The sequence below is a fragment of the Arthrobacter sp. UYCu512 genome (genome assembly GCF_040547075.1).
GTDB lineage: Bacteria > Actinomycetota > Actinomycetes > Actinomycetales > Micrococcaceae > Arthrobacter.
On the sequence record NZ_JBEPPA010000003.1, the window covers coordinates 147,205 to 171,883 of the forward strand.

Annotated in this window: 21 protein-coding genes and 2 riboswitches; of the genes, 6 read left to right on the forward strand and 15 right to left on the reverse strand. The window is 67.3% G+C overall.

Annotated features, from left to right (window positions below; translation table 11 throughout):
* Window positions 1-7: 7 nt before the first annotated feature.
* Window positions 8-1,492, reverse strand: coding sequence for a CoA-acylating methylmalonate-semialdehyde dehydrogenase (locus ABIB49_RS04700; RefSeq protein ID WP_354156760.1), 1,485 nt, complete (start codon window positions 1,490-1,492; stop codon window positions 8-10).
* A 24-nt stretch (window positions 1,493-1,516) separates the two neighbouring features.
* Window positions 1,517-2,425, reverse strand: a complete 909-nt coding sequence (mmsB, locus tag ABIB49_RS04705; protein ID WP_283479899.1) for a 3-hydroxyisobutyrate dehydrogenase — start codon at window positions 2,423-2,425, stop codon at window positions 1,517-1,519.
* A 176-nt stretch (window positions 2,426-2,601) separates the two neighbouring features.
* Between mmsB and ABIB49_RS04710 the strand changes: the two genes are divergently transcribed.
* Entirely contained in the window at window positions 2,602-3,507 is a 906-nt protein-coding gene (locus ABIB49_RS04710; protein WP_354156761.1) for a LysR family transcriptional regulator, read from the forward strand.
* 121 nt (window positions 3,508-3,628) lie between these two features.
* Here ABIB49_RS04710 and ABIB49_RS04715 read toward each other — a convergent pair whose 3' ends face one another.
* The 3 genes from ABIB49_RS04715 to ABIB49_RS04725 all read right to left on the reverse strand — a co-directional run bounded on the left by ABIB49_RS04715 (window position 3,629) and on the right by ABIB49_RS04725 (window position 7,899).
* A complete protein-coding gene (locus tag ABIB49_RS04715; RefSeq protein ID WP_282359282.1) occupies window positions 3,629-5,011 on the reverse strand; it encodes an MFS transporter in 1,383 nt (460 codons plus the stop codon).
* Between the two features lie 180 nt (window positions 5,012-5,191).
* Window positions 5,192-6,376 carry a homoserine O-acetyltransferase MetX gene (gene metX / locus ABIB49_RS04720; protein WP_354156762.1) on the reverse strand — a complete coding sequence of 395 codons (1,185 nt, stop codon included), beginning with the start codon at window positions 6,374-6,376 and terminating at the stop codon, window positions 5,192-5,194.
* An 11-nt stretch (window positions 6,377-6,387) separates the two neighbouring features.
* Window positions 6,388-6,503: riboswitch (SAM riboswitch) on the reverse strand.
* Between the two features lie 79 nt (window positions 6,504-6,582).
* On the reverse strand, window positions 6,583-7,899 hold the full coding sequence (locus tag ABIB49_RS04725; RefSeq protein ID WP_354156763.1) for a bifunctional o-acetylhomoserine/o-acetylserine sulfhydrylase: 1,317 nt from the start codon (window positions 7,897-7,899) through the stop codon (window positions 6,583-6,585).
* A gap of 64 nt (window positions 7,900-7,963) precedes the next feature.
* Window positions 7,964-8,079: riboswitch (SAM riboswitch) on the reverse strand.
* A gap of 216 nt (window positions 8,080-8,295) precedes the next feature.
* On the opposite strand from ABIB49_RS04725, the gene ABIB49_RS04730 reads away from it, so the two are divergent.
* Window positions 8,296-8,934 carry a VOC family protein gene (locus ABIB49_RS04730; protein ID WP_226774623.1) on the forward strand — a complete coding sequence of 213 codons (639 nt, stop codon included), beginning with the start codon at window positions 8,296-8,298 and terminating at the stop codon, window positions 8,932-8,934.
* 142 nt (window positions 8,935-9,076) lie between these two features.
* Here the strand turns inward: ABIB49_RS04730 and ABIB49_RS04735 are convergent, their stop codons facing one another.
* On the reverse strand, window positions 9,077-9,850 hold the full coding sequence (locus ABIB49_RS04735; RefSeq protein ID WP_226774624.1) for a CPBP family intramembrane glutamic endopeptidase: 774 nt from the start codon (window positions 9,848-9,850) through the stop codon (window positions 9,077-9,079).
* Between the two features lie 51 nt (window positions 9,851-9,901).
* Here ABIB49_RS04735 and ABIB49_RS04740 point away from each other — a divergent pair, with 51 nt between their 5' ends.
* A complete protein-coding gene (locus ABIB49_RS04740; RefSeq protein ID WP_226774625.1) occupies window positions 9,902-10,582 on the forward strand; it encodes a histidine phosphatase family protein in 681 nt (226 codons plus the stop codon).
* Window positions 10,583-10,600: 18 nt separating this feature from the next.
* On the opposite strand, the gene ABIB49_RS04745 is transcribed toward ABIB49_RS04740, so the two are convergent.
* From ABIB49_RS04745 to tdh, 4 genes are all read right to left on the reverse strand, one after another.
* On the reverse strand, window positions 10,601-11,839 hold the full coding sequence (locus tag ABIB49_RS04745; RefSeq protein WP_354156764.1) for an amidohydrolase family protein: 1,239 nt from the start codon (window positions 11,837-11,839) through the stop codon (window positions 10,601-10,603).
* Window positions 11,840-11,850: 11 nt separating this feature from the next.
* Window positions 11,851-12,960: an NAD(P)/FAD-dependent oxidoreductase gene (locus ABIB49_RS04750; RefSeq protein WP_354156765.1), complete on the reverse strand. Its 1,110-nt coding sequence runs from the start codon at window positions 12,958-12,960 to the stop codon at window positions 11,851-11,853.
* A 70-nt stretch (window positions 12,961-13,030) separates the two neighbouring features.
* Window positions 13,031-14,239 carry a glycine C-acetyltransferase gene (locus tag ABIB49_RS04755; RefSeq protein WP_354156766.1) on the reverse strand — a complete coding sequence of 403 codons (1,209 nt, stop codon included), beginning with the start codon at window positions 14,237-14,239 and terminating at the stop codon, window positions 13,031-13,033.
* 48 nt (window positions 14,240-14,287) lie between these two features.
* A complete protein-coding gene (gene tdh / locus ABIB49_RS04760; RefSeq protein WP_282359272.1) occupies window positions 14,288-15,334 on the reverse strand; it encodes an L-threonine 3-dehydrogenase in 1,047 nt (348 codons plus the stop codon).
* A 155-nt stretch (window positions 15,335-15,489) separates the two neighbouring features.
* Here tdh and ABIB49_RS04765 point away from each other — a divergent pair, with 155 nt between their 5' ends.
* Window positions 15,490-16,395, forward strand: a complete 906-nt coding sequence (locus ABIB49_RS04765; RefSeq protein ID WP_354156767.1) for a LysR family transcriptional regulator — start codon at window positions 15,490-15,492, stop codon at window positions 16,393-16,395.
* An 85-nt stretch (window positions 16,396-16,480) separates the two neighbouring features.
* Here the strand turns inward: ABIB49_RS04765 and gatB are convergent, their stop codons facing one another.
* The 4 genes from gatB to ABIB49_RS04785 form a co-directional block, all read right to left on the reverse strand.
* On the reverse strand, window positions 16,481-17,986 hold the full coding sequence (gatB, locus tag ABIB49_RS04770; protein ID WP_354156768.1) for an Asp-tRNA(Asn)/Glu-tRNA(Gln) amidotransferase subunit GatB: 1,506 nt from the start codon (window positions 17,984-17,986) through the stop codon (window positions 16,481-16,483).
* Window positions 17,986-19,551 carry an Asp-tRNA(Asn)/Glu-tRNA(Gln) amidotransferase subunit GatA gene (gene gatA, locus ABIB49_RS04775; protein WP_226774632.1) on the reverse strand — a complete coding sequence of 522 codons (1,566 nt, stop codon included), beginning with the start codon at window positions 19,549-19,551 and terminating at the stop codon, window positions 17,986-17,988. The genes gatB and gatA overlap by 1 nt, the downstream gene beginning before the upstream one ends.
* A 4-nt stretch (window positions 19,552-19,555) precedes the next feature.
* Window positions 19,556-19,852: an Asp-tRNA(Asn)/Glu-tRNA(Gln) amidotransferase subunit GatC gene (gatC, locus tag ABIB49_RS04780; RefSeq protein WP_226774633.1), complete on the reverse strand. Its 297-nt coding sequence runs from the start codon at window positions 19,850-19,852 to the stop codon at window positions 19,556-19,558.
* Between the two features lie 222 nt (window positions 19,853-20,074).
* Window positions 20,075-21,535: a CitMHS family transporter gene (locus ABIB49_RS04785; protein WP_354156769.1), complete on the reverse strand. Its 1,461-nt coding sequence runs from the start codon at window positions 21,533-21,535 to the stop codon at window positions 20,075-20,077.
* A 159-nt stretch (window positions 21,536-21,694) separates the two neighbouring features.
* Here ABIB49_RS04785 and ABIB49_RS04790 point away from each other — a divergent pair, with 159 nt between their 5' ends.
* Together ABIB49_RS04790 and ABIB49_RS04795 are read left to right on the forward strand one after the other, a co-directional pair.
* A complete protein-coding gene (locus ABIB49_RS04790; RefSeq protein ID WP_354156770.1) occupies window positions 21,695-23,416 on the forward strand; it encodes a sensor histidine kinase in 1,722 nt (573 codons plus the stop codon).
* Window positions 23,409-24,080: a response regulator gene (locus ABIB49_RS04795; RefSeq protein ID WP_354156771.1), complete on the forward strand. Its 672-nt coding sequence runs from the start codon at window positions 23,409-23,411 to the stop codon at window positions 24,078-24,080. Before ABIB49_RS04790 ends, ABIB49_RS04795 begins: the two co-directional genes overlap by 8 nt.
* Here the strand turns inward: ABIB49_RS04795 and ABIB49_RS04800 are convergent.
* On the reverse strand, window positions 24,077-24,595 hold the full coding sequence (locus ABIB49_RS04800; protein WP_283479881.1) for a hypothetical protein: 519 nt from the start codon (window positions 24,593-24,595) through the stop codon (window positions 24,077-24,079). The two genes, ABIB49_RS04795 and ABIB49_RS04800, sit on opposite strands and share 4 nt — an antisense overlap.
* Window positions 24,596-24,679 lie beyond the last annotated feature (84 nt).

Here is a 24,679-nt window from a genome sequence, read left to right on the forward strand (position 1 = left end):
GCCGACTTTAGTCGACCTGCGGGAAACCCAGGTCGATCACCGAGGTGGCGGGATCCGGCCAGCGGGTGGTGACGACCTTGCCCCGGGTGTAGAAGCGGATGCTCTCCGGACCGTACATGTGGGTGTCGCCGAAGAGCGAGTTCTTCCAGCCGCCGAAGGAGAAGGTACCCACCGGCACCGGGATCGGCACGTTCACGCCGACCATGCCGGCCTCGACGTCGAACTCGAACTGCCGGGCCGCGCCGCCGTCGCGGGTGAAGATCGCCACGCCGTTGCCGAACTCGTTGTCGTTGACAAGCTGCACGGCGTCGGCGTAGCTCTCGACCCGGACTACGGAGAGGACCGGGCCGAAGATCTCATCGTCGTAGACCTTCATGCCGGGCTTGACGTGGTCCACCAGGCTGACGCCGATGAAAAAGCCGTTGGAGTCGAACTCCTGTTCCCGGCCGTCCACCACTACTGTGGCGCCCTCGTCGGCCGCACCGGCCACATAGGAGGCCACCTTGTCCCGGTGTTCGGCCGTGATGAGCGGACCCATCTGCGAGGCCGGGTCCGTGCCGGGGCCGATCGTGAGCGCGGCCATCCGGGTGCTGATCGCCGCCACGAGTTCGTCAGCAATGTTTCCGACCGCGACCAGCACGCTGACGGCCATGCACCGCTCCCCGGCGGAACCGTAGGCGGCCGAGACGGCGGCGTCGGCGGCCATTGCCAGGTCCGCGTCGGGAAGGACCACCATGTGGTTCTTGGCGCCGCCCAGGGCCTGCACGCGCTTGCCGTGGTCGGCGGCACGCCTGTAGATGGACTGGGCGATCGGCGTCGAACCGACAAAGCTGATGGCCTTGACGTCCGGGTGTTCGAGCAGGACGTCGACGGCTTCCTTGTCGCCGTGCACAACGTTCAACACACCGGCGGGCAGGCCGGCCTCGGCGAAGACCTGGGCGATGAAGACCGCGGATGACGGATCCTTTTCGCTGGGCTTAAGCAGCACAGTGTTTCCGCAGGCCAGGGCGCTGCCGATCATCCACAGCGGCACCATGGCCGGGAAGTTGAACGGCGTGACGCAGGCGACGACGCCGACCGGCTGGCGCACCGAGTGAACGTCGACACCGCCGGCGACCTGTTCGGAACGTTCGCCCTTGAGCGCGTGGGAGAGCCCGGTGGCGAACTCGATGTTCTCCAGGCCGCGGGTGATTTCGCCCTCGGCGTCGGAGAGGACCTTGCCGTGTTCACTGGTCAGCAGGGCAGCCAGTTCGGGCCGGCGGGCCAACAGCAGTTCGCGGACCTTAAAGAAGATGGTGGTGCGCTTGGCGAGGCTTGTGGCGCGCCAGCCCGGCAGCGCGGCGCGGGCGGCTTCAACGGCTTCCTGGACGCGGCCGGCAGAGGCCAGGGCGACCTCCTTTTCCTGCTCGCCGGTGGCCGGGTTAAAGACGGGGCCGTAGCGCTCGGCATCGGAGATCAGGGCGCCGTTGATGAAGTGCGGAATGCGTTCCATGGGGAGGATCTCTTTCTAAAAGGTTTAGGGCTGCTTGGCGGACTCGAACGAGCCGTCAACCAGCTTGACGATTGCGGAGCAGTCCGTGCCGGACTGGCCGCCGTCGATGAGCCGCTGGAAAAGCTGCTGGACGTGCTCGCCGATCTCCAGCGGCGTGCCGGTGTCGCGGGCGGCGCTGATGGCCAGGCCGATGTCCTTGTTGGCGAGCTCGGCGGTAAACGTCGGCGCGAAGTCGTTGTTCGAGGCGGCGGTGGGCACAACGCCGGCCACCGGGTACCAGGTCCGCAGCGCCCAGCTGTCGCCGGAGGAGACGGAGGCGATGTCCCAGAAGACCTGCTTGTCCAGGCCCAGACGGTCCGCGAGCACCGCGCCCTCGGCCGTCGAGGCGAGGTTGATAAAGAGCATCAGGTTGTTGCAGATTTTGGCGGCCTGGCCGGTGGTGGCGCCGCCGGTGGGGATGATGTTCGCCGCCATCGGCTTGATGTATTCGGTGGCGTCGGCCACCGCGCCGGCCTCCCCGCCGATCATAAACGTCAACGTGGCGGCCTTCGCACCGCTCATGCCGCCGGAGACGGGCGCGTCGACAAAGCGGAAGCCCGCCGCAGCGGCGGCGTCGTGCAGGGCCTGGGCCGAGGCGATGTCGATCGTGGAGGAGTCCACCAGCAGGGTCTTGGTGTCGGCGTGGGCCAGCACGCCGTCTTCGCCCAGGTACACGGCGCGGGCATGTTCGCCCTTGGGAAGCATGGTAAACACAACGTCGGCGCCGTCAACCGCCTCGGCGATGCTTACGGCGGGCTTGACACCGCCTGCGGCGGCGGTGGCAACGGCCTCAGGGTTGAGGTCGAAACCGCGGACGTTGTGGCCGGCCGCGGCGAGGTTCACGGACATGGACCCGCCCATGTTCCCCAGTCCGATCCAGGCGATAACTGCCATGGCATAAGCTCCTTTGCTTTGGGTCATCCCGTGCGCGCCGTCAAACGCAGCGCCCGGATTCCGGCAGTGGCCGGATGCTCAGTATTAAGCATCACACCCCTGCTACAGTGCAATCAAGGGAAAAAACCACAGATGCTATGTGCACGGATGCACATGCTTAGTTGCGAGGGAGACCCATGGATGTGAGGCGGCTGCCGAGCCCGGACGATCTGCTGATCCTGCTGACGGTAGCCCGGCTGGGCCGGTTCAACGCGGTGGCAGAGACCCTCGGCACAACCCACACAACCATCTCCCGCCGCATCCTGGCGCTGGACAAACAGCTGGGCGGGCGCACCCTGGAGCGGAGTCCGCACGGCTGGGAACTGACGGACCTTGGCAACGAGGCCGTGGCCGCCGCCGAGGCGATCGAGGGCACCCTCGGTGCGCTCACAAACCGCATCGCGCAGTCCGAAGACGTACTCTCGGGCCTGGTCCGGGTCAGCACACCCGACGGCTTCGGGGCAGAATTCGTTGCACCGGCGCTTGTCCGGATGCAACGTCAGCATCCGCTGCTGAACGTTGAAATGCTCAGCGCCACGCGCAAGGTCAGCCGGAACCGCTCCGGCGTGGACCTGGAGGTGGTGGTCGGCAACCTCGACGTCAGCAATGCGCAGCCCATTTTCCTGGCCAACTACTTTCTCCGGCTGTACGCCAGCCCGCAGTACGCCCGGGACCGCGGACTTCCGGTGACGCTCGACGACGTCCGGCAGCATGGTTTTGTGTCCTACGTCGAATCGGCGCTGCAGGTCGCCGAACTTGGCCACCGTTCCACCCAGCTTCCCGTCCCGCGGTCCAGCTTCCAGGCCACCAGCATCTTTGCCCAGCTGGAGGCGGTCCGCCGGGGTGCGGGCATCGGGCTGTTGCCGAACTTCCTGGCGGTCGGCGACCCCGACTTTGTGCCGGTCCTGCCGGCGGACTTCCAGCGCCAACTTCCGATCTGGGCGGTGGCCCGCGCGGAATCGTTGCGCTCCGCGCCGGTGCAGGCCGTCCTGGCGGCCGTCCGGACCGAGATCTCCGAGCGCCAGGATGTCCTGCTGGGCTGAGCCCGGCGGCCAACAACAACGGCCCTTGTCCCCGCACCGCGGGGACAAGGGCCATTGTTGTTGCTGCTATTTCGTTGCAGGTATTTTGTTGCAGGTACTTCTTGCAGTTACTTCCTGCCTGTTAGTTCTTGCCCGCGGCGAGGAGGTCGGCGGTGCCCCGGGCGTCGGCGGCGTCGACGTCGTGGAGCGAGATGCCGCGGGTTTCCTTGAGGAAGTACACCGCCACCATCGTGACCAGGCAGGCACCGAGCAGGTAGATGGCCACCGGGGTGGAGGACTTGAACGTGCTCAGCAGCGAGGCTGCGATGATCGGAGCCATCGATCCGGCCACGATCGAGGTGACCTGGTAGCCGAGCGAGACACCCGAGTAGCGCATCCGGGTCGGGAACATCTCGGCCATAATTGCCGGCTGGCCGGCATACATCAGTGCGTGGAAGAGCAAGCCGATGGTGATGGCAGCAAGGATGATGATGTCGTTTTTGGTGTCCATCATCGGGAAGGCGAAGAAGCCCCAGGTGCCGCCCAGGACGGCGCCGGCCATGTAGACCGGTTTGCGGCCGAGGCGGTCCGACAGGCGGCCGACCATCGGAACCACGGCGAAGTGGACAGCGTGTGCGACGAGCAGCAGCAGCAGGATCCGTGAGGTGTCAGTCTGGACAACCACCTTCAGGTACGTGATCGAGAAGGTGACTACCAGGTAGTAGAGGATATTCTCCGCGAAGCGCAGGCCCATGGCGGTGAACACACCGCGCGGGTACCGGCGGAAGACTTCGCCCACGCCGTAGCCCTTCTTCTCAACGGTGACTTCCTTCTGGGCCTCCAGGAAGATGGGGGCGTCGGTGACCTTGGTCCGGATGTAGTAGCCGATCAGCACAATCACCGCGGAGAGCCAGAAGGCCACGCGCCAGCCCCAGCTGAGGAAGTCCGCGGAGGACAGCGTCGAGGAGAGGATGAACAGCACCGCAGTGGCCAGCAGGTTGCCCAGCGGAACTGCGGACTGCGGCCAGCTGGCCCAGAAGCCGCGGGATTTGTTCGGGCTGTGCTCCGCGACGAGGAGGACTGCGCCGCCCCATTCACCGCCGACGGCGAAGCCCTGGGCGAACCGCAGGAACACCAGGAGGGCCGGAGCCCAGTAGCCGATCTGCTGGAAGGTCGGCAGGCAGCCCATCAGGAAGGTGGCAACTCCGACCAGGATGATGCTGAGCTGGAGCAGCTGCTTGCGGCCGAACTTGTCGCCGAAGTGCCCAAACACGATGCCGCCGATGGGGCGGGCAACGAAGCCAACTGCATAGGTGAGGAAAGCCGCGATGATACCGTCCAGCTCCGAGCCGGAGTTGGGGAAGAAGGTCTTGCCGAAGACGAGGGTCGCCGCGGAGGCGTAGAGGAAAAACTCGTACCACTCGACGACAGTGCCGGCCATGGAGGCCGCGACTACTTTTTTGAGGCCGGACGTCTTGACGTCGGGCTCTTCTGCGCGCCGTGCGGCCGCGTTTTCCGTGCTCATTTCGACTCCTTTGGCATCGTCTTCGACGCCTCGTGGACCATTGGGAGGAGAGCGCCTGTGAGGTGAGACACGCGGCGCCATTCCCCACGAGTATGTCCGGTTCCGGCCCGGGCCTCAACGGCCATTAGTGCAGAGCGCATCTGCAAAAGTGCACACCCGCGGCGGCTTTTGGCTGCTGGACTACCCGAAGAAGTGCTGTCGGAGCTGGGTGTTGAGCTGCCCAATCTCAGTCAGGAAGCCGTCGTGGCCGATGGGCGCCTCGATGGTGTGCACCGCAACGTTGCCCGGCAGGGCAGCCGCGAGCGCCCGGGACTGTTCCGGGAAGTACAGCCGGTCCGAGTCGACGGCCGCCACAAGGAAAGCCGCCGTCGCAGGGGCCAGCGCCTCCGTCAGCGCGCCGCGGCCCCGGCAGACGTCATGGCTCATCAGCGCCTCGGTGATGGCGATGTAGCTGTTCGCATCGAAGCGGCGGACCAGCTTGTTGCCCTGGTGGTCCAGGTAGCTCTCCACCTGGTAACGCCCGCGCCCGGCGAGTGACCCGGCACGCAGCGGAGCCTCGGAGTCCTGGGCGTTCCGGCCGAACCGTCCATCCAGCTCTGCGGCCGAACGGTAGGTGATATGCGCTATCCGCCGGGCCAGGGCCAGTCCCGCCTCCGGCCCGGGACCGCCGTAGTAATCCCCGCCGTTGAAGTTGGGGTCCTGCCGGATGGCGAGTGTTTGCGCCTGGGCGAAGGCAATCTGCTCGGCGGTGCTGCTGGCTCCGATTGAAATAACCCCGCAGCGCCGGACCCGGTCCGGGTAGCTGACGGCCCATTCGAGGGCACGCGCCCCGCCCAGGGAACCGCCGAGCACGGCGTACCAGCTCCGGATTCCCAGCGCGTCCGCGAGCCGGGCCTCGGCGTCGGTGGTATCGCGCAGCGTGACCAGCGGGAACCGTGAGCCCCAGGGCTTCCCGTCGGGTGCCGTCGACGAGGGTCCGGTGGAGCCGTAGCAGCCGCCCAGGATATTGATCGAAACGACAAAGTACTTCCCCGTGTCCACCGGGGCGCCCGGGCCCGCGAGCTGCTCCCACCAGCCCGGCTCCGCACTGGCGCCGCGCGTGACGTGGGTGTCCCCCGTCAACGCGTGCTCGATCAGCACGGCATTGGAGCGTTCGGCGTTGAGGGTCCCCCATGTTTCGTAGCCGAGGGTGGCGTCCGGCAGCCGGGCGCCGGATTCGAGAACCAGGTCACCGATCCGGAGGTACCGGACGGTTCCGTCCGGCACAGCCGCGCCGTCCGCGGCGACGCTGCCGCCGGGGTCCGGGGCATGGGAATGGGAGGTCTTGCTTGCGGATTCACCCTGGCGGGTGGCGGCAATCGTCATGTGAGGACCTAACTTCGCGCTTGCCCGCCGGCAGCTCACCGGCAGGCCAGGTCTTCACCCGGGGCACCCCGCCGCAAATGGAGGGTTGCCGGCCAGCAAGCCGGGGCTGTCGCTGGCACTCATGACCTCCCCTGAGTGTACGAAATGCGGCCGCCCGGTGGCGAAGAATGTGACGCCCGTGTGACTTCCCCCCGGGGAACGGTTGGTCAGACGGTCTTGGCGGCGCGGAAACCGGCATCCAGGTCGGCGAGGATGTCGTCGATGTGCTCCAGGCCGACGGAGAGCCGCACCAGGCCGGGGTTCACCCCGGCAACGACCTGCTGCTCCGGCGAGAGTTGGCTGTGTGTCGTCGACGCCGGGTGAATGACCAGCGAGCGCACATCGCCGATATTAGCGACGTGCGAGTGCAATTCAAGGGCGTCCACAAAGCTCTTGCCGGCCTCGGCTCCGCCGGCGATGTTAAAGGAGACAACGGCGCCGGTCCCCTTCGGTCCGTACTTGCGGCCGCGCTCGAACCAAGGGCTGGACGGCAGGCCGGCATAGGCGACGGATTCGACGTCGTCCCTGGCCTCCAGCCATTCGGCGACCCGGCCGGCGTTGGCAACGTGCCGCTCCATCCGCAGGCTAAGGGTCTCGATGCCTTGGGCGATAAGGAAGGCGTTGAACGGGGACACCGCAGAGCCCAGGTCGCGCAACAACTGCACGCGCGCCTTGAGGATATAGGAGAGGTTCGCGCCGAGGGCACCGTCCACGCCGAGGTCCCGGGCGTAGACCAGCCCGTTATAGCTGGGATCCGGGGTGTTGAAGCCGGGGAACCGTTCCGGGTCCTTGCCGAAGTCGAAATTGCCCGAGTCCACTATCACGCCCGCGATCGCCGTTCCATGGCCGCCGAGGTACTTGGTGGCCGAATGCACCACAATGTCCGCACCCCACTCGATCGGCCGGATAAGGTACGGCGTGGAGAGGGTGTTGTCTACGATCAGCGGGACACCGGCCGCGTGGGCCACCTGGGAGATGCCCTCAAGATCCAGCACGTCCTGGCGCGGGTTGGAGACCACTTCGCCAAAAAAGAGCTTGGTATTGGGCTGCACGGCGTCACACCACTGTGCCAGGTTGTCCGGGTCCGCCACGAAGGTCACGGAAATGCCAAACTTCTTCAGTGTGTGCGCCAGCAGGTTGTAAGTACCGCCGTAAAGGCTGGGACTTGCCACCACGTGGTCTCCGGCTTCGGCGACATTCAGGATGGCCAGGGTCTCCGCCGCCTGTCCGGAGCTCAGCAGCAGAGCCGCGAGTCCGCCTTCCAGGCTGGCAACCCGCTGCTCCACGGCATCCTGGGTGGGGTTGCCGATCCTGGTGTAAATGGGGGCCAGCTCCGCCAGGGCAAAGCGGTTCGCGGCACTCTCGGCGCTGGGGAACACAAACGACGTCGTCTGGTAAATCGGCAGCGAGCGGGCGCCGGTGGCGCTGTCGGGCTCCTGGCCGGCATGGATCTGACGGGTTTCGAAGGACCAGGCACTTGACATCGGGACACTCCTTAGGGGAGCGGGCACAGCCTGAGCCTGGGCACCGTGGCCCGGGCCCGTGCTGGCGCCGCGCTTGCCTCCCGGCGGGCGCCGGACGGCCAGGTCCTCACCCGGGGCACCCCACCGCGATACGAGGGTTGCCGGCCAGCAAGCCGGGGCTGTGCGCTGGCACTCATGACCTCACCCCAGTCTAGGAACCGGTTGCAGGCGGTGGATAGCTTTATGACAAAGATGAAGCTGGCCCGGCCGCGGCGCTGCTGATGCCATGCCAATGCGGCCACGTGTGCTGCCAAGTGTGCTGCCGAGAGTGTGGCCGGAACAGTCCGGATCCGACCCCAACTGCCAGTAAGGGTACCCTAAGCTGAGAGGCGCATCACAAAGTGCCAAGATGATGGCATGCGCATGGATCACGTCTCTTACGCCTGTGAACAAGATGGCCTCGCTGCCACCACCGAACGAATTGCGTCTGCCCTCGGCGTGGAAGCCGTGAAGGGCGGAGTACACCCCCGATTCGGGACCCGCAACATGATCATCCCGCTAGCGGGACACAAGTACCTCGAGGTGGTGGAGGTCCTGAACCACCCGGCCTCCGACAAGGCCCCCTTCGGCCAGGCCGTCCGCGCCCGCTCCGAAGCCGGCGGCGGCTGGATGGGCTGGTGTGTGGAGGTCGACGACCTCGCCCCGTTCGAAGTCCGGCTCGGCCGCGCCGCCGTCAACGGCAACCGCAAGTTCCCGGACGGCCGGGAGCTGGTCTGGAAGCAGATTGGCATCCTTGGGCTCATCGCCGATCCCCAGGTCCCGTACATGCTCAAATGGGAAGGCGATCCGGAACTCCACCCGTCGAAGGCCTACGAGGGCAACGTCAAAATGTCCGCCCTCACGATTGCCGGTTCGGCCGAGCGCGTCACCGAATGGCTCGGCGTCCCGGTGGAGAAGCCGCTCGAAGACGTGGCCGTGCACTGGATTGCTCCGCGCGGGACACCCGGCATCCTCTCCGTCACGTTTGAGACGGCCTCCGGAGCCGTCACGATCTGAGGCTTCACCGCCCCGCACTTCGGCCGCCATCAGCGGGTGTCAACGACGTCACCCACCGATGGTGGCCGAATTTCTTAAAGCACGTATGGGCCGCCGCAGCCGTGCCCCGCAGATCCCCTCCGCGCAGAACCCCTCCGGCGGCTCAGCCCAGGCCGATGGCCTTGCCAAAGAGGCTGAAGCCGACGAAGGCCACGGTGTCCAGCAGCGCGTGGGCGATCACCAGCGGCATCACGCGCCGCGTTCGGGTGTACACCAGTGCAAAAACGACGCCCATGATCGCGTTGCCGATGAACGGGCCGAAGCCCTGGTACAAGTGGTAGCTTCCGCGCAGCATGGAACTGGCGAAGATGGCCAGCGGCAGGCTCCAGCCGAACTTGCCGAGCCGGTCCAGCAGGTAGCCCACCACAATCACTTCCTCCACGATCCCGTGCCGGACCGCGGAGAGGATGAGCACCGGCACCGTCCACCAGTAGGAATCAAGGGCACTGGGGATAATCGCCGTGGTGATCCCCAGCGCCCGGCCCGCAGCGTACAGGCCCAGGGAAGGTACACCGATCAGGGCCGCCAGCCCGAGGCCCTGGATCAGGTCCCTGCCCGGGCGGGCAAACGTGAATCCCAGTTTCCCGAACGCCGTGGCCCCGCTGCCGGCCGCACCGGACACCCGGTGTTCGGTGAGGAAATAGAACACCAGGACCACCGGTACCAGCGCGAAGACAATGTCCAGCAGCTGGTAGCTCAGGTCAAAGTATTCGCGGCTGCTTTGGGAGCGGTTCAGGGTGGAAGTCCCCTCCGCCAGCGGCCCCCGGGTCAGCTTGTCCAGCAGCTGAACGACCGAGTACACGGCGGATTGGCCCAGGGACAGGCCCAGGACGATCCAGACTTCTAGCCGCAGGCGACGGCGGGAGGGAACCAGCATGGTCCTATCTTGCCCGGTTTTTCCCGGTCGTCACGCCTATGCTTGGGGTTTATGAGTGCGCCCGGGAAAATCATCATGATCCGGCACGGCCAGTCCGCCGCCAATGCCGACACCTCGATCTACAACCGGGTGCCCGACTACCGGATCCCGCTGACCGGGCTTGGCATCGACCAGGCACGGGCAGCCGGCGAACGGGTACGGCGGCTGCTGGACGGGCAGCCGGCCTGCGTCTACGTCTCCCCGTACCTGCGCGCCTATCAGACCCTGGAGGCGATGAACCTCGGCGCGCTGGTTGAACGCGTGATCGAGGAGCCGCGCCTGCGTGAGCAGGACTGGGCCAACTTCCAGATCGCCGGTGAGATCGAAGACCAGAAGGAACTCCGCAACGCCTACGGCCACTTCTTCTACCGCTTCCGCGAAGGCGAATCCGGCTCCGATGTCTATGACCGGATCTCCTCATTTATGGAAACGCTGTACCGGCACTGGTCCAAACCCAGCTACGCCCCCAATGCGCTGTTTGTGACCCACGGGCTGACCATGCGGCTGTTCTGCATGCGCTGGTTCCACTGGTCCGTGGAGTACTTCGAATCACTCAACAACCCGGACAACGCCGAGGTCCGTACCCTGTACCGCACCGCAGAGAAAAAGTATGAACTCGACAAACCGTTCAGCCAGTGGGAGGCCCGGCGTGTTGATGAGACCGTGCTGAACGCTCCGCGGATGGTGTTCTAGCGGCCGCAGCGGCAGGCGTCAGTGCGCCCGGACCCCGGCCCGCCAGACCGCGTGGGTCAACGGGATGCCGGGCCGGTAAGCCAGATGGGTGGCGGACGGCGCGTTCAGCAGATGGAGGTCCGCGCGGTGCCCGACGGCGATCGAACCGACGGCGCGTTCTCCGTCGGCGTCGTTACCGGACTCCCGGCCAAGGGCCAGCGCACCGCCGTACGTGGCGGCGCGCACGGCCTCATGGACGCTGAGCCGCATCTGCAGCACCGCCGTGGTGACGCAAAACGCCATCGAGCTGGTATAGGAGGTGCCCGGGTTGCAGTTCGAGGCCAGGGCGATTTGGACGCCGGCGTCAAGCAGTTCCCGGCCCGGTGCCAACGGCTGCCGGGTGGACAGGTCGCAGGCCGGCAGGCAGGTCGCCACCGTCCCGCGTCCGGCGCCAGTGCCGGGGCGCTTCCCGCCGTTGCCGCCGTCCCCGCCGTCCCAGCCGGACCAGCTGCCCGCGAGGGCGTCGACGTCGGCGGCGGACAGGTAGTTGACGTGGTCCACGCTGGCCGCGCCGAACTCCACGGCGAGCCTGACGCCGGGGCCCTCGCCGAGCTGGTTGCCGTGCACACGCAGGCCCAGCCCGGCGTCCCGGCAGGCCTGGAGCACGCGCCGGGACTGGTCCTCGGTGAACGCTCCCCGTTCGCAGAAGACGTCGGCCCAGCGCACAAACGGCCGGACGGCGGAGAGCATCGGGCCGCACACGAGCTCCGTGTATTCCTCGGCGTCCATCCCCGCGGGGACAAGGTGCGCGCCGAGGTAGGTGACCTCGTCGACGACTGTGGAAGCGATCCGCGCGCTCCGGGCCTCGTTGTCAACGTCCAGGCCGTAGCCGGTTTTGGTTTCAAGATAGGTGGTGCCCTGCGAAACAGCTTCGGCTACCCGGCCCATCGCCAGTCGGGTGAGGTCGAAGTCGCCGGTGGCGCGGGTGGCCCCGGTGGTTACGGCGATCCCGCCCGCACTGTAGCTCTCCCCCGCCATCCGGGCCTCGAATTCGGCGGTCCGGTCACCCGCAAAGATGAGGTGGGTGTGCGAATCGACCCAGCCCGGCAGCAGGGCACGGCCGCCGGCGTCGACGGTGCCGTCGGCGGCCGGCGCGTCGGACGCCCGGCCCAGCCAGGCGATCCGTTCGCCGTCGATCACCAGCGCGGCGTCCTTCAGGACCCGGTAGTCCCGGTCCTGGGTCATCAGCTCTGCAATGTTTGTGATCAGGGTGCTCATAAGACCATTCTTCAGTGCCGGATGGACCAGCGCGTCGCCGCCAGCGGCGCCGCTGTCCGGGATGCCGGACCGGCGGCAGTGGATCCGGCGCCCTGGCCTGCGAGGATAAGTTCCGCGGCCAGCTCGGCGATGCCGGAGGAGGTCTGGAAGCCATAGCCGCCCTGCCCGGCCAGCCAGAAAAAGCCCCGGGCTTCGGCGTCGAATCCCACCACGGGCACACCGTCGGCCGCCTCCGTCCGCAATCCGGTCCAGGCCCGGCGGACACCGCGGATGCCGAGGGTGGTCAGGGTATTAAGCCGGGCGCTCAGCGCCTCGATGTCCCCCGGGTGCGGCTGCGCGTCCTCGGGGCCGCTGGGCACCGATTCCGACGGCGAGATCAGCACCTGCCCGCCGTCCCGGCGGAAGTAGAAGGAATTGTCGGCCGCGCACACCATGGGGCTGGACTCCGGAAGGGGATGCTCGACGTCGACGATAGCCGCGGTGCGCCGGTACGGCTGCAGCTGGACTTTCTCGACCCCGCTGAGTACTGCCAGTTCGTCCGCCCACGCGCCCGCGGCATTGACCACAACGGCGGCGGCGAAGCCTTCCTGCCCGGCTCCGAGTTCCCAGCCGGACCCGAGCCGCTGGGCCGAGTGGACCTTTGCGCCGGTAATGATGTCCACGCCGCCGGCGGCCGCGCGCCGGCGGTGGTCCTCGAGCAGCAGGGGTGCGTCACAGCCGAAGGAGCCGGTGTCCAGGCCCGCGGCGGAGAAGGAGCCGGGGAGCAACGCCGGGCAGAGCTCCATCGCCGCGGCGTGGCTAATCGGCACCATCTGCCCGCTGGACTCGCCGCGGACAGCCTCGTCGTCGCCGATCAGCATAAAGCTGCGGGGCGAGAGCACCGGTTCCGGCAGTTCGGCGTCCCGGGCGGCGATCAGCGCGAGGGTCCGCACCGTAAGCTCCTGGACAACTGCCGGGCCGTAGCTGGGGATCAGCTGCCGGGCCGAGCGTGCCGAGGTGTGGTAAGCCAGGCTCTGCTCGGCTTCCACCAACGCGACGCTGCACTTCCCGGCGAGAGCTGAGGCAAGGGACAGGCCGGCGATCCCGCCGCCGACAATCACAACATCGTAATTAGCTGACATGGTTCCATCCTCGCAGACGCAGAGCCTGCGGCGCCGTTTCCGGCGCCGCAGGCTTACGGTCCGGTGCCGCTTAGCCCGCGACGGCGGAGCGGCTGCGCACAAAGGCCTGCACACAGGCCTCGACGTCTTCGGCGCTGTGCGCCGCGGAGAGCTGTACCCGGATCCGGGCCGCACCCTTGGGAACTACCGGGTAGCTGAACGCCGTGACAAAAACGCCGTGCTCCAGCATCGCGTCCGCGATCTTGGCGGCCAGGACGGCGTCCCCGAACATCACCGGGACGATGGCGTGCTCCCCCGGGAGCAGCTCAAAGCCTTCCTCGGCCATCCGGCGGCGGAACAGCGCGGCATTGTCAAAGAGTTTGCTGCGCAGTTCGCCGGAGTTCTCCACGAGGTCCAGGGCCTTGAGGGTGGCAGCGACGATGGCCGGGGCCAGCGAGTTGGAGAACAGGTAGGGACGAGCCTTCTGCCGGAGCATGGCGACGACTTCGCGGCGGCCGGAGACGTAACCGCCGGAGGCGCCGCCCAGGGCCTTGCCGAAGGTGCCGGTGTAGATGTCCACGCGGTCCGAGACGCCGGCGTGTTCCGGCGTGCCGGCTCCGCTGGCGCCCATAAAACCGACGGCGTGTGAGTCATCCACCATGACCATGGCGTCGTATTTTTCGGCGAGGTCGCAGATCGCTTCCAGCGGGGCCAGGAAGCCGTCCATCGAAAAGACGCCGTCCGTGACGATGATCTTGCGGCGGGCCGGGTTCTCCTGCGTGCTGGCCTCGATCAGTTTCGATTCGAGGTCCGCCATGTCCTGGTTGGCGTAGCGGAAGCGCTGGGCCTTGCAGAGCCGGATGCCGTCGATGATCGAGGCGTGGTTCAGGGCGTCGGAGATGACGGCGTCTTCCGGGCCAAAGAGGGACTCGAACACACCGCCGTTGGCGTCGAAGCAGCTCGAGAACAAGATGGTGTCCTCGGTGCCGAGGAACGCCGAGACGCGTTCCTCCAGGGCCAGGTGCAGGTCCTGGGTGCCGCAGATGAACCGCACGCTGGCCATGCCGAAGCCCCGCTCGTCCATCGCGGACTTGGCGGCGGCAATGATTTCGGGGTGGTCCGCGAGGCCCAGGTAGTTGTTGGCGCAGAAGTTCAGCACGTCCGCGCTGGCCCCGCCGATCCGGCCGGCCTTGATGTGGTTTGCCTGGGGCGAGTCAATGTGCCGCTCGGTCTTGAACAGGCCGGCGCCGCGGATCTCCTCCAGTTCGTGCTGCAGCTGGTTCTTAATGGCTGAATACATGGTGTGGGCTCCTGCGCTGGTGGGGTCGGTGGGCCGAAACGGTGGGGGTTAGAAGCAGGTCCAGTCGAGGACCACTTTGCCGCCGACGCCGGCCCGGGCGATCTCGAATCCCCGGTCCCAATCGGTGGCGGGAAGGGTGTCCGTGACAACGGCGGAGATGTTGGCGTGCAGGACCGGGTTGGAGGACAGCATGGCGCTCATGGCGTACCAGGTCTCGAACATTTCCCGGCCGTAGATACCCTTCATGGTCAGCATGTGCGTGACCACTTTGCCCCAGTCGATGTCGATGGACTGGCTGGGCAGTCCCAGCATCGCGATCCTGCCGCCGTGGTTCATGTTCTCGATCATCTCAGGCAACGCCGTGGGGTGTCCCGACATTTCCATGCCGATGTCGAATCCTTCGCGCAGGCCCAGTTCCCGCTGGGCGTCCTTGACCCGCGTCTTTGAGACGTCGATGGCGAGGTCCACGCCGAGGGTCCGCGCGAGTTCCAGCCGCGGTGCGGAGACGTCGGTGATTGCGATCCTGCGGGCGCCGGCGTGGCGGGCGACGGCGATCGCCATCAATCCGATAGGCCCGGCGCCGGTGATCAGCACGTCCTCGCCGACCAGTGGGAAGCTCAGCGCGGTGTGCACGGCGTTCCCGAAGGGGTCGAAGATGGCACCGAGTTCCGGCGTCACGGAGGAGTCCTGATGCACCCAGACGTTGGTCTCGGGGATAACAACGTACTCGGCGAACGCGCCGTCGCGCTGCACGCCGACGCTGACGGTGTTGATGCACATCTGCTTGCGGCCGGCGCGGCAGTTGCGGCAGATGCCGCAGACGATGTGGCCTTCACCGGACACCCGGTCCCCGACCTTGACGTCCAGGACGTCCTCGCCGGTCTCGACGACTTCGCCGTAGAACTCGTGGCCGGCGATCAGCGGGGCGTTGATGATGCCCTGCGCCCACGCGTCCCAGGACTGGATGTGCAGGTCGGTGCCGCAGATGCCCGTGGTCATGACCCGGATCTTGACGTCCCCGGGGCCGGCCTCCGGTTCGGGGCGGTCAACGAGCTCGAATCCTGCGTGCGCGCCGGCCTTGTAGAGAGCCTTCATGGGCCTTCCTCACTGTGCCGTTCGGCACGTTGGGTGCGCTGCCTGGGACAGCGGGTGTGGGACAACTCACCCATTAGAGCCGGTGAAAAGCATTAGCACAACCGTACTTTTCTCAATCGACGATTTAGATTCCCCTTGCGCATATACTGGGCGGCATGGAAATCCATCAGCTCGAGATGCTCCGCGAACTCGGGGCCCTCGGGAGCGTCAAGGCCGTCGCCGAAACCCTGCTCGTTACACCCTCGGCGGTGTCGCAGCAGCTGGCTGCCCTGCAGAAATCCGTGGACGTGCCGCTGACCCGCAAGGAGGGCAGGAACCTGGTCCTGACCGAGGCCGGGCAGGTGCTCGCCGATGCCGGGGCCGCCGTCGTCAGCGCCATGGCCGATGCCCGGACTGCTATCGGCGCCTATCACGGCTCGGCGGTGGCGCCGGTAACGCTGAGCGGTTTCCACAGCGCCGGGCAGGCCCTGTTCGCCCCGCTCGCCCGGCGCCTGGCCGGGCCGGGGCAACCGCGGATCCTGCTCACGGACGAGGACGTGGCCCAGCAGGACTTCCCGGCGCTGACGGCCCGGTATGACCTGGTGCTCGCGCACCGGATGGACCACAGCCCGGGCTGGCCCCAGGAGCGCGTCGCGGTGATCCCGCTCGCGCACGAGCCGCTGGATGTCGCGCTGCCGGCCGGGCACCGGCTGGCCGGCCAGGCGGGGGTGACCGCGGACGACGTCGTGGGCGAACCCTGGGTGACGAGCCGCGCGGGTTACTCCCCCGCTGACGTCCTGGCCGCCCTCGCGGCCGTCTCCAGCAGGGAGCTGAACATCGTCCACCGGATCAACGATTACTCCACTGTGGCGGCGCTCGTGGCGACCGGGGGTGTGATCGGGCTGCTTCCCCGCTACACCGCCCGGCCTGCCCTGAACCCGGGGATTGTGCTGCGGCCGCTGGAGGGCATCAGCACCCGGCGGCGGATCGACGTGCTGGCCCGGCCGGAGAACCTTAAACGCAGATCGGTCATGATCGTCTGCGAAGCATTGCAGACCATCATGACCGAACTGGTCCGTTAACCCAACTGATAACCCAACTGACTCGCAGTTGTGGTCGTTTTGAGCGGGCAAAACGACAACAACTGCGAGCCAGTTGGGCGGGGCGCTAGCCTTCGACGCCGAGGCGCTGCAGGATCAGCTCCCGGACGCGGCCGGCGTCGGCCTGGCCGCGGGTGGCCTTCATAACGCCGCCGACGATCGCACCAATTGCTTGGATCTTGCCGCCGCGGATCTTGTCCGCGACGCCGGGCTGCGCGGCGAGGGCCGCGTCGATGGCTTCCAGGAGCGGGCCGTCGTCGGAGACCACTGCCAGGCCGCGCTGCTCGACGATCTCCGCCGGGGTGCCTTCGCCGGCGAGCACGCCGTCCAGGACCTCGGTGGCCATCTTGTTGTTGATTTTGCCGTCCTCGACCATCGTGTTCAGTTCCACGATGGTGGCCGGTGACACGCCGAGCTGGCCGGGATCGACGTCGGCGTTCTTGGCGCGTCCGACGATCTCGCCCATCCACCACTTGCGGGCCACAGTGGCCGTGGCCCCGGCGGCGATGGTTTCCTCGATTTCGTCCATCACGCCGGCGTTAACAACGTCGCGGAACTCCAGGTCCGAATAGCCCCAGTCGGCCTGCAGGCGCTTACGGCGGGCGGCCGGCGGCTCGGGCAGCGTGGCCCGGAGTTCCTCGACCCAGGCGCGGGACGCGACAATCGGCACCAGGTCCGGTTCCGGGAAGTAGCGGTAGTCGTCGGCGTCGGACTTGGGCCGGCCAGAGGTGGTGGAGCGGGTGTCCTCGTGCCAGTGGCGGGTTTCCTGGGTGACGGGCTCGCCGGAGTCCAGCACGGCGGCGTGCCGCTGGATCTCGTAGCGGACAGCGTGTTCGACGGCGCGCAGCGAGTTGACGTTTTTGGTCTCGGAGCGGATGCCGAAGCGTTCGCGGCCGTGCGGGCGCAGCGAGACGTTGGCGTCGCAGCGCACGTTGCCGCGCTCCATCTTGGCGTCCGAGACGCCGAGGTTCTTGACGATCTCGCGGACCGCTGCCACGTAGGCCTTGGCGAGTTCGGGGGCGCGGGACCCGGCACCCTCGATCGGCTTGGTGACGATCTCCACCAGCGGCACCCCGGAGCGGTTGTAGTCCACGAGCGAGTAGTCCGCGCCCTGGATGCGGCCGGTGGCGCCGCCCATGTGGGTCAGCTTGCCGGCGTCCTCCTCCATGTGGGCACGCTCGATTTCAACGCGGAAGATCGTCCCGTCGGCGAGCTCGATGTCCAGGTAGCCGTCGTACGCAATGGGCTCGTCGTACTGGGAGGTCTGGAAGTTCTTCGGGGTGTCCGGGTAAAAGTAGTTTTTCCGGGCGAAACGGCAGGTCTCGGCGATCTTGCAGTTCAGCGCCAGGCCGATCTTGATCGAGGACTCGATCGCGGCCTTGTTTACCACGGGCAGCACGCCGGGCATGCCGAGGTCCACCTCGTTGACGTTGGTGTTGGGCTCGTCGCCGAAGACGTTCGGCGCGGAGGAGAACATCTTCGTTTTGGTGTTGAGCTCCACATGGACTTCGAAGCCCAGGACGGGATCGTATTTCTCCATCGCCTCTTCGAAGCTGAGGGTTGCGTCAGTCATTAGTGGGAACCTCCGTGGCTCGCGACAGCGTCGTTAAGGGATGGGGCCGTCAGGGAAGGAGCCTTATCCAGCAGCGGGCCGCCCCACTGCGCCTCCAGCAGGGACTCGAGCACCGCACCGACCCGGTATAGCCGGGCATCCTGGCGGGCCGGGGCCAGCAACTGGACACCGACCGGCAGGCCGTCCTCGTCGGCCAGGCCGCCGGGCAGGGACAGCCCGGGCACGCCTGCCATGTTGGCGGGGATGGTGGCGACGTCGTTGAGGTACATCGCCAGCGGGTCGTTGAGCTTCTCGCCGAGCTTAAACGCCGTGGTGGGCGCCGTTGGGGAGATCAGCACGTCGGCCTTGGCGAACGCGGCGTCGAAGTCGCGCTGGATCAGGGTGCGCACCTTCTGGGCCGAGCCGTAGTAGGCGTCGTAGTAGCCGGCGCTCAGCGCATAGGTACCCAGGATGATCCGGCGCTTGACCTCGTCGCCGAAGCCGGCGGCACGGGTGGCAGCCATCACGCGCTCAATCGTCATCGGGCCCTCTTCGGGCAGGACCCGCAGGCCGTACCTGACGCCGTCGAACTTGGCCAGGTTGGAGGAGGCCTCGGAGGGCATGATCAGGTAGTAGGCGCCGAGGGCGTACTTGAAGTTGGGGCAGGACACCTCGACGATTTCCGCGCCGGCGCCCTTGAGCAGCTCGAGGGATTCGTTGAAACGATTTTCGACGCCGGCCTGGTAGCCCTCGCCATGAAGTTCCTTGATGATGCCGATCTTCATGCCGGTCACGTTGCCGATCGACGCGGCGGCCACGAGGTCCTCCAGCGGGTCCGGCAGCGAGGTGGAGTCGCGCGGGTCGTGCCCGCCGATGACCTGGTGCAGCAGTGCGGAGTCCAGTACGGTACGCGAGACCGGGCCGATCTGGTCCAGCGAGGACGCCATGGCGATCGCACCGTAGCGGGACACCCCGCCGTACGTCGGCTTGACGCCTACGGTGCCGGTGACGGCGCCGGGCTGGCGGATCGAGCCGCCGGTGTCGGTGCCCAGGGCCAGCGGCGCTTCGAAGGCCGCCACGGCAGCAGCCGAGCCGCCGCCGGAGCCGCCGGGGATCCGGTCCAGGTCCCAGGGGTTGTGGGTGGGGCCAAAAGCGGAGTGCTCGGTGGAGGAGCCCATCGCGAATTCGTCCAGGTTCGTTTTGCCCAGGATCGGCATTTTCGCGGCGCGCAGGCGCTCCACGACTGTGGCGTCGTAGGGACTGCGCCAGCCTTCGAGGATCTTGGAGCCGGCCGTGGTGGGCTGGCCGATCGTAACAATAAGGTCCTTGACGGCGATCGGCACACCGGCGAGCGCGTGCAGCCCTTCGGCGGCGGCGCCGCCGGCGGCGCGGATCGCGTCCACTTCGGCGGCGACGGCGAGCGCTTCGTCGGTGTTGACGTGCAGGAAGGCGTGGACCTTGCCGTCGACGGCGGCGATGCGGTCCAGGTGCGCCTGGGTTACCTCGACGGCCGAGACCTCACGGGCGGCGAGTTTGCCGGCGAGCGCCGCGGCGGAGGAACGGATCAGTTCGTTGTTCTCAGTCATGTTCTTAGCCCTCATCCAGGATTGCGGGGACCTTGAAGCGGCCTTCGTACGCATCGGGAGCGCCGGAGAGTGCCTGTTCGGCCGTGAAAGTGTGGCCTACTACGTCCTCGCGGAAAACATTCGTCAGCGGGATCGGGTGGGACGTGGCCGGGACGTCATCACCGGCGGCTTCACTTACGGACTTCACTGAATCGACGATGACGGCGAGTTCGCCTGCCATCGTGTCCAGCTCTTCAGCACTCATCTCGATGTGCGCGAGACGCGCGAGATGCGCGACGTCGTCGCGGTTGATCGCAGCCATGGATCTCCCCTGCAAGTTCGGATTATTTTCCGTCCCAGTCTACGTGGCCCTAAGCCCTTCCGCCGTCGGCGGCGGGCCGGACGATCCTCCGCGTGCTCGCTCGTTCCTCGCTTAGACGCACGCTTCCGGATGTCCGTCCCGTCGCCGATGTGCTGCGCTCACCGAACGAGACTGCCGAGTCCGGAAAATTTCCGAACTCGACAGTCTCACAGTTTTGTTTTGTCAGCCGATGCCGATGGCTCCGGTGAGTACTCCGGTGGCCAGCATGACCAGGGAGATAACTGCCGTGCGCCAGAGGACCTTCTTGTGGTGGTCGCCCAGGTCCACCTTGGCGAGGGAGACCAGCAGCAGGATCGCAGGTACCAGCGGGCTCTGCAGGTGGAAGGGCTGGCCGGTAATGGAGGCCCGGGCCATGTCCGCGGCGCTGATGCCGTAGTGGCCAGCCGTTTCACTGAGCACCGGCAGGACGCCGAAGTAGAAGGCATCGTTGCTCATAAAAAACGTCATGGGGATGCTGAGCACGCCGGTGATGACGGCCATAAACGGGCCCAGGTCGGCGGGAATGATGGCCACGAGCCACTGGGACATGGCCTTGACCATTCCGGTCCCGTTCAGCACTCCGGTCAGGACCGCTGCGGCCATCACCATGCTGACGACGGCGACAATCGAAGGTGCGTGCGCGATCAGCTGCGCGCCCTGCTCCTTGAGCCGGGGAAAGTTCACCAGCAGCGCGATGGCGGAGCCGACCATAAAAACAAAGGGCAGCGGCACGAGGTCCGCGACCAGCAGCACCATAATGGCAACCGTCAAGCCCAGGTTGAACCACTGCAGCTTCGGCCGAAGCGTGGACCGGTTGGGATCCAGCGCGGTATCCGCCATGGCCGAATCGCGTTCGTCGGCGAGGTCCCCGGCGTGTTCCAGGACCGCCACGGCCGACCCTGCCGCGGCGGGGCTTCCGCCGGGACCGGACGGCTTTCGGCCGAAGCCGAGGCGGCCGAAGCGGCCGAAGCCGGTGCCGGCGTAGCTGTCGCCGGGGGTATCCGCAGAACCCCAGATCTCGGGGGCGACGGTGCGCAGGCGGGTGCGCTCCTGCAGGCCCAGCAGCCAGGCGAAGACGAACACAACGACCAGGCCCGCGATCAGCGAGGGGATCATTGGGACGAACACCTCCGAGACACTGATCTTCAGTGCGGAGGCGGCGCGGGCGGTGGGGCCGCCCCACGGCAGGATGTTCATGGTGCCGTTGGCCAGGCCGGCTACGCAGGTAAGGATCACGGGACTCATCTTCAGGCGCAGGTACACCGGCAGCATCGCAGCGGTGGTCAGGATGAAGGTGGTGGATCCGTCACCGTCGAGCGAGACCGCCGCGGCGAGGACGGCGGTGCCGAGGACCACCTTGGCGGGGTCGTTGCCCAGCCGGCGCAGGATGAACCGGACCAGCGGGTCGAAGAGCCCGACGTCGATCATCAGGCCAAAGTAGATGATCGCGAACATCAGCAGGGCCGCAGTGGAGGTCATCGACTTCATGGAATCAAGCACCATGTCGCCGATGCCAAGTCCGGCGCCGGCGAAAAGCCCGAAAACGGTGGGAACAATAATGAGCGCCAGCACGGGCGTCAGTTTTTTCGTCATGATCAGCACCATAAAAACCGTGATCATGGCGAAACCTAGTAATACCAGCACAGCCGGCTCCTTCTGCAGTGAAGTGCACCACCCCGGTGTGATGCGCACTACAGACGCTAGGGTGGCGCGCGTCACGGCCGGGTCTTTGCCGCATTTGATTGGCATACTGCTTGTTGGACGCATTGTGCGCATTGTGCTCACACCCGAAGGAGGGTCAACGTGCCACGCATAACCGGCAGCACGCCGCTGCGGTTCGCTACCCAGACCCTGCTGCTCCAGCTGGCGGTGGTGGCCCTGGTGGTGCTCCTGACGAGCGCCGTGCACGGCTGGCTCACCTATGACCGGCTGGGCCGCGAGGCCGAAAACCAGGCCCTTACACTGGCCCGGACCGTCGCTTCCGATCCGCAGGTGCGGGCCGCGGTGCAGCAGATCAGCGCGCAGCCAGGCACTCCCCCGCCGGCCGAACTGCTGGCCGGGCCGCTGATGGCAGCAGCCGAGGGCGCCCGCACCCGCACCGGAGCACTTTTTGTGGTCATCACCGACGAGACCGGACTGCGGCTGGCGCACCCCGAGGCTGAGCGGCTGGGCGAGCGCGTGAGCACTGACCCGTCCGAGGCGCTCGCCGGCAAGGAAGTCACCACCCGGAACACCGGAACCCTGGGCCCCTCGGCCGGGGCCAAGGTCCCGGTGTTCGCCCCGGAATCGGACACCGTGGTGGGCGAAGTGAGTGTGGGCTACTCTACCGAAAGCGTCAGCCAGAGCCTGGGCCGGGACATCGTTCCGATCGCCCTGACCGCGGCCGGCGCCCTGCTGGTCGGCGTTCTCGCCTCGTTCCTGCTCCGGCGCCGGCTCCAGCGGCTGACGCTGGGCCTGGAACCGGAGGAAATCAGCACCCTGGTCCACGACCAGGTGGCGGTGCTGCAAGGGGTCGACGACGGCGTGATCGGCGTCGCCGCGGACGGCCGGATCAGCGTGTTCAACTCCGCCGCCCGGCGCCTGCTGGGCCAGCCTGATCTCACCGGCACGCCGTGGGCCGATGCTCCGGTGCCGGCCCGGCTGCTGGCGCTGACCAGGTCCGACGCCGCTGAAGGGGACGCCGTGGAACTTGTTGTCGGCGGGCGGGTGCTGGTGGCCAGCGCCCGCAAGGCCCTGCACGGCCGGGAGGACCTGGGCTGGGTGCTGATGCTGCGGGACCGGACCGAACTTCAGCAGTTGACCCGCCAGCTCGACGCCGTGGGAACCATGTCCACCGCGCTCCGGGCCCAGCGGCACGAGTTCGCCAACCAGCTGCACACCATCGCCGGGTTCATAAGCATCGGCGAGCATCAGCAGGCCCGTGATTACCTGGCCCGGCTGGCTGCCACCGGGCCGCTGAAATTTCCCGTGGACCAGGCCGAACTGCTCCAGGACCCCTATCTGCAGGCCTTCCTCGGCGCCAAAGGGGTGGAATCGGACGAGCGGGGCGTGAGCCTGCGGCTCGGACCGGAAACCCTGGTCCGGGGACAGGTCACCGAGCCGCAGGACGTCACCACCGTGCTCGGCAACCTGATCGACAACGCGGTGAACGCCGCCGTCGCGGGCCCGTCACCGGACCGCTGGGTCGAGGTGGAAGTGCTTGACGAGCCCGGCACCGGAGGCAACGGCGGCACGCTGTTGATCGTCGTCGGGGATTCCGGCGACGGGCTGCCTGCCGCTGCGGCCGGCGGTGCTGATGACGTGTTCGAGGACGGATTCACCACCGCCGGCCGTCCGGCGCGGGCGGGCGCCGGCCAGGGCCTGGGCCTCGCGCTGGCCCGCCAGCTGGCGCGACGGCGCGGCGGCGACGTGCGCGTACTTGACCCGGGTTCCGCCGGCGGCCCCGGCGCGGTTTTTTTGGCGACCCTGCCGGGGACCATTGTGCCCACTGAGACGAAGCCTAACGAAAGGGACAACGATGCCTGAGGACATCAGGGTGTTGATTGTGGACGACGATTTCCACGTCGCCAAGCTGCACGCGGCCTACGTGGACTCGGTGGCGGGATTCCTGGCCCTGCCCGCGGCGGGCTCCACGTCGCAGGCGCTGCAGGCCATCCACAGCCTGCGCCCGGATCTGGTGCTGCTGGACGTGTACCTGCCGGACGCTTCCGGCCTGGACCTGCTCCACCAGCTGGACGTGGACACCATGATCCTCAGCGCCGCCGCGGACGCGGTCTCGCTCCGGCTCGCGTTCCGGCGCGGGGCGCTGGCGTATCTGCTCAAGCCATTTACTGCCGAGTCGTTGTCGCAGCAGCTGCGCTCGTACGCGCGCTACCGGCGGATCCTGGCCCAGCCCGGGAACGTCACCCAGGACACTGTGGAACGGGCCAAGCGGGCGCTCATCCCGGGCGATGTGATGTCCTCCGTCAAGCCCAGGTCCGCCACCGAGGCAGCGGTGCTGGAATCGTTGGCACCGGGTGAGCAGTACTCCGCGGCCGAGGTCGCCACCCGGGTAGGCGTTTCCCGGGCCACCGCACAGCGGTATCTGTCAGCGCTCGCCGACGACGGCGCCGTCGACATCCAGTTGCGGTACGGCAGCACCGGGCGCCCGGAGCACCGCTACGGGCTGGCGGCCGGCGCCGCCGGCTAGCCCAGGTCCCCGTGCAGGTGGAAGGCGTTGCTGCGGGCGTACTCGTGCACGCGGGTGAGAGCCTCGATCTGGTTGCGGGCGTCGTCGGCCAGCGCGGCCAACGTAACAGGGTCGACTCCGAGGTCCGGCGCCAGCTCCGCCAGGACCTGCCAGCCGCCAAGCTTTCCCAGGATTGCGGAGCGCATCAGTTCAGCCTCCAGCACCATGGTCATCGGGGAACGGCTGACGATGCGGCCGTTGAGTTTGAGCCGGCCGGCGTGCTCGCCCAGCCAGGCGGCGGCTTGACGGTGACGGCGCGGCCGCAACCCAAGATCCTTGATGATGCCGCGGAGCACCTCGCGTTCGCTGCTGATCTCCTGGCTGATCCGGGAGAGCTCGCCCGCCACCGGGGTGTCGGCGTAGGCCTCAGCCATGCGTCGGATCCGGGAGACTCCGGCGGTGGAGCCGGTCAGGTGGTCCGAGAGATACAGGCCGAGGAGCTTTGCATCGATTGAGGCGGGGATGCGCGCTGCCATGGGTCCTCCAGAGTGCCTAAGCGTTTCGATTGACACTAACCTACCCCAGGGTGAGCGCCGCAAGGAGGAGTCCTGCCCGTCCGG

Excerpts from the sequence above, each read along its gene's own strand:
- ABIB49_RS04710 (WP_354156761.1), top strand. The coding sequence starts at position 2,602 with ATGGATGTGAGGCGGCTGCCGAGCCCGGACGATCTGCTGATCCTGCTG.
- gatC (WP_226774633.1), bottom strand. The coding sequence starts at position 19,852 with ATGGCTGCGATCAACCGCGACGACGTCGCGCATCTCGCGCGTCTCGCG.
- ABIB49_RS04715 (WP_282359282.1), bottom strand. The coding sequence starts at position 5,011 with ATGAGCACGGAAAACGCGGCCGCACGGCGCGCAGAAGAGCCCGACGTC.
- tdh (WP_282359272.1), bottom strand. The coding sequence starts at position 15,334 with ATGAAGGCTCTCTACAAGGCCGGCGCGCACGCAGGATTCGAGCTCGTT.
- ABIB49_RS04795 (WP_354156771.1), top strand. The coding sequence starts at position 23,409 with ATGCCTGAGGACATCAGGGTGTTGATTGTGGACGACGATTTCCACGTC.
- mmsB (WP_283479899.1), bottom strand. The coding sequence starts at position 2,425 with ATGGCAGTTATCGCCTGGATCGGACTGGGGAACATGGGCGGGTCCATG.
- ABIB49_RS04755 (WP_354156766.1), bottom strand. The coding sequence starts at position 14,239 with ATGTATTCAGCCATTAAGAACCAGCTGCAGCACGAACTGGAGGAGATC.
- gatB (WP_354156768.1), bottom strand. The coding sequence starts at position 17,986 with ATGACTGACGCAACCCTCAGCTTCGAAGAGGCGATGGAGAAATACGAT.
- ABIB49_RS04745 (WP_354156764.1), bottom strand. The coding sequence starts at position 11,839 with ATGAGCACCCTGATCACAAACATTGCAGAGCTGATGACCCAGGACCGG.
- ABIB49_RS04740 (WP_226774625.1), top strand. The coding sequence starts at position 9,902 with ATGAGTGCGCCCGGGAAAATCATCATGATCCGGCACGGCCAGTCCGCC.
- ABIB49_RS04730 (WP_226774623.1), top strand. The coding sequence starts at position 8,296 with ATGCGCATGGATCACGTCTCTTACGCCTGTGAACAAGATGGCCTCGCT.
- ABIB49_RS04765 (WP_354156767.1), top strand. The coding sequence starts at position 15,490 with ATGGAAATCCATCAGCTCGAGATGCTCCGCGAACTCGGGGCCCTCGGG.
- gatA (WP_226774632.1), bottom strand. The coding sequence starts at position 19,551 with ATGACTGAGAACAACGAACTGATCCGTTCCTCCGCCGCGGCGCTCGCC.
- ABIB49_RS04800 (WP_283479881.1), bottom strand. The coding sequence starts at position 24,595 with ATGGCAGCGCGCATCCCCGCCTCAATCGATGCAAAGCTCCTCGGCCTG.
- metX (WP_354156762.1), bottom strand. The coding sequence starts at position 6,376 with ATGACGATTGCCGCCACCCGCCAGGGTGAATCCGCAAGCAAGACCTCC.
- ABIB49_RS04700 (WP_354156760.1), bottom strand. The coding sequence starts at position 1,492 with ATGGAACGCATTCCGCACTTCATCAACGGCGCCCTGATCTCCGATGCC.
- ABIB49_RS04725 (WP_354156763.1), bottom strand. The coding sequence starts at position 7,899 with ATGTCAAGTGCCTGGTCCTTCGAAACCCGTCAGATCCATGCCGGCCAG.
- ABIB49_RS04735 (WP_226774624.1), bottom strand. The coding sequence starts at position 9,850 with ATGCTGGTTCCCTCCCGCCGTCGCCTGCGGCTAGAAGTCTGGATCGTC.
- ABIB49_RS04750 (WP_354156765.1), bottom strand. The coding sequence starts at position 12,960 with ATGTCAGCTAATTACGATGTTGTGATTGTCGGCGGCGGGATCGCCGGC.